This window comes from Vibrio genomosp. F10 str. 9ZD137 (assembly GCF_049974785.1).
Taxonomy (GTDB): Bacteria; Pseudomonadota; Gammaproteobacteria; order Enterobacterales; family Vibrionaceae; genus Vibrio.
In genome coordinates, this window is sequence record NZ_JBNGCJ010001025.1 from 1 (window position 1) to 2732 (window position 2732).

Sequence of the window (2732 nt, forward strand, 5' to 3'; positions counted from 1 at the left end):
TGGACAGGCCGTGAACATGTCATGGCACTTCTCGCGCGAACGGTCTTACTCGTGGGTGTCTATCTTGTGCTCAGCGGATACTATTTTGGTGCCAGCTTTAGTTATTATGGTATTAGTACCTTAGCGAAACCGCATGACATTGTGGCACTGTTAATTCCATTTTTAGTGGCTTGCTGTTTGGTTGGCTATGTGATTGGTTATTGGGTGCCCAGACGAGAGTTAGTGACAGTGATTGTTCTTATTAGCTCCATGCCATTGATATTTTTAGCGGGCTTTATTTGGCCGATTGAGATGATCCCTACACCATTACTGTGGTTCGCTCAATCCATCCCAAGCACGTCTGCAATACCTGGGTTTCTATCACTCAACCAAATGGGCGCAAGCTGGCAACAGGTCGCCAGTCAATTCACTCACCTTTGGCTGCTGGTTCTGCTTTGGCTTTTAGCTCTTGGCGGGGTCATCTATAAACAAATAAGAATATGTCGATACGAAGGCGCTAAATCAGAACAGAGTATATCAGCATCGGGGATATCAGCATCTGAGACGTCAACATAGGGTGCATCAACGTGCGGTGAATCAAAAAGCTTGAAGTAGCCCTTTGTGATAGTTCGAAATATTGGGTTGAAAATTGAACTCTTGCAGCCAAAGTTCTAGCTGACTTTCCGACTTTGTTAGAGACTCTAAGGTGATCGTATTATCGTCTAATTCCCACAACTGACGAGACGCTGCATAGTTAAACTTGAGAGCCAATAACGCATCTTCATTTCCTTGCTTAGCGGCTGCCAGTAACTTTCTATTTTTACGGTAGATTAAGTTTAGCGACTGTTTTAGATCCCACACATACGCGACTTCAAACATAAACGGGTGCGCTTTCAATTTAACGAGCGACAACCCTAACATGAGGGCGCTAGCAACCACACCTAACAAGTTCCAGTGAAAATGTGAGCCAGTATCTGAAGGGAACAGCAAGATAAGGGTTTGTGAAATAGCTAAACTGGCCATAGCCAAACTGACGATACACCCTACAATGACCACATTAAGGCGCGATCGATATGTTTTCTTATCTATATTGACTAATTGCATCCGTACTCCAAATTCACCGTTAATCCCACAGCCGTTAACCTCAATAGCAGTCAGCCCCAAAGCCGCCAACCAGCATCAACAACTCACTCGCCGACTTGGGCTGAGAATTATACCGTGCGTTAAAGATAATACGAGACATATCTAGCAGGTAAGCGTTAAGTAACTCAAGTAACCACCGGTGACTAAATATAGGGGGCGTGGTTACTTGAGTTAACTCTTCAATCAATTCAGTTATCGGCGGTTGGCCATGCGTTTGAACTGATGCCGACGACCTCGGAGAGTGATGCCCATTCTTATGATATTTTCAGGTACCGCTAATCCACCATAGCCTCCGTCACCAATATGAACAATGTCTGCTCCAGATGCCTTTGAGGCCATGGTTACTTGCTCAATAAACTGCTCACTCGCCCCTTCTTGAGAAGTGCCAATGGCTAACAGGCCAAGCATATTGTTCTCATGTACGACAGTCATCATTTTATGCGTCATTTCTGGCGTGACACCCGGTGTCGTGTAGGGCGCAGGGAACATCATTACGTCTGCCCCCGCCTCGGAAAACTGTTTTACAATGTCTAAGTTGTAATCATTACCGATACCGCCACCATGCATTTTTCCAGCAATGATCAGAATATCATCTGACACTTGGCGAACCAGTTTTATCGCTTCTAAAATCGTCTCTTGGGAAACAAGCATTCCAGGGTTTCCTGTTAACATGATGTAATTGAGCCCAAGACGAACCGCTTCTTCCACGGTTTCTTTTGTCACTGAACGGCCGATTTGGATGTCGGTAAAACCGGCTGGAACGGGCTCCAAATTACACCCAATCAGTCGCCCACTCAGTTCTTTTAGTTCTTCAATCGTAAAATGATCGTTCACTTGATGATTAACAGCACCATTTACATTGGCTTTAGGGTCAAAAAGATCAAGACAGTTCAAGGTGATGAAGTCAGCACCCAAGCTCGCCGCAATCTCAGCGCCCGAGACTAAGTCAAAAGGTGGCTCTGCGGAGACAACATTTTCCACCATCATCGCTCGGCCTTCAGAAATACGAATACACTCAACCAGTTCTTTTCGGGTTAACTGATTGATGTCGGCTTTCGTTAAGTCAAAAATTCGTTTCTTCATGATGTCACCCCTTTCATCTCTTTTCGCAGTTCAATAATTTCTACAGCAAGATCACGGCACAACATCGTCGTCATAATATGGTCTTGGATATGAGTTAAAATGAGCGTCATCCGAATCTTTCCTTCACCTTCATCAAACCCTATAAGAGAGGTTTGGCTTTTATGAACGTTCGCCAGCGCTTCATCGCCTTGCCCTAATAACGTCATTGATTCAGAGAAGTTGCTCTGTCTAGCTTCAAACATCGCGTGCATGAAAGAAGACTTTGCATGACCTACTTCGCAAAGTAATGTCATGAGAAACTCTTCACTAATATCACTTTCTTGGCTAATTAATTGATTCATCGTTTATCCTAAACATTGGGTTGTGGTGTTGGCTGAGATTGCGTTTCTTCCTGAGCGTTTTTGTTCTCTTCTACAAGAAGTTGTTTTTCATGCGCTTTGAAGAATGGATAGAAAATAGCCATACTGACAACAACACAAACCGCGACGACAACTGCTGCGAGGGATGAATTGGTCGCCATCACTGCG

Annotated in this window: 4 protein-coding genes; 1 reads left to right on the forward strand and 3 read right to left on the reverse strand. The window is 44.5% G+C overall.

All coding sequences use genetic code 11. The features are described 5' to 3' along the window. Window positions 1-555 (forward strand): ABC transporter permease (locus ACP45E_RS21795; protein ID WP_141707484.1); only part of this gene is annotated, 555 nt, incomplete at its 5' end. Window positions 556-576: 21 nt separating this feature from the next. On the opposite strand, the gene ACP45E_RS21800 is transcribed toward ACP45E_RS21795, so the two are convergent. From ACP45E_RS21800 to ACP45E_RS21810, 3 genes are all read right to left on the reverse strand, one after another. After that, window positions 577-1083 carry a DUF3087 domain-containing protein gene (locus tag ACP45E_RS21800; RefSeq protein WP_017033892.1) on the reverse strand — a complete coding sequence of 169 codons (507 nt, stop codon included), beginning with the start codon at window positions 1081-1083 and terminating at the stop codon, window positions 577-579. Window positions 1084-1314: 231 nt separating this feature from the next. Beyond that, window positions 1315-2205 (reverse strand): dihydrodipicolinate synthase, encoded by an 891-nt coding sequence (locus ACP45E_RS21805; protein WP_017037841.1) that lies wholly within the window; start codon window positions 2203-2205, stop codon window positions 1315-1317. Further along, entirely contained in the window at window positions 2202-2546 is a 345-nt protein-coding gene (locus ACP45E_RS21810) for a PTS lactose/cellobiose transporter subunit IIA (protein WP_017037840.1), read from the reverse strand. The genes ACP45E_RS21805 and ACP45E_RS21810 overlap by 4 nt, the downstream gene beginning before the upstream one ends. Between the last annotated feature and the right edge of the window lie 186 nt (window positions 2547-2732).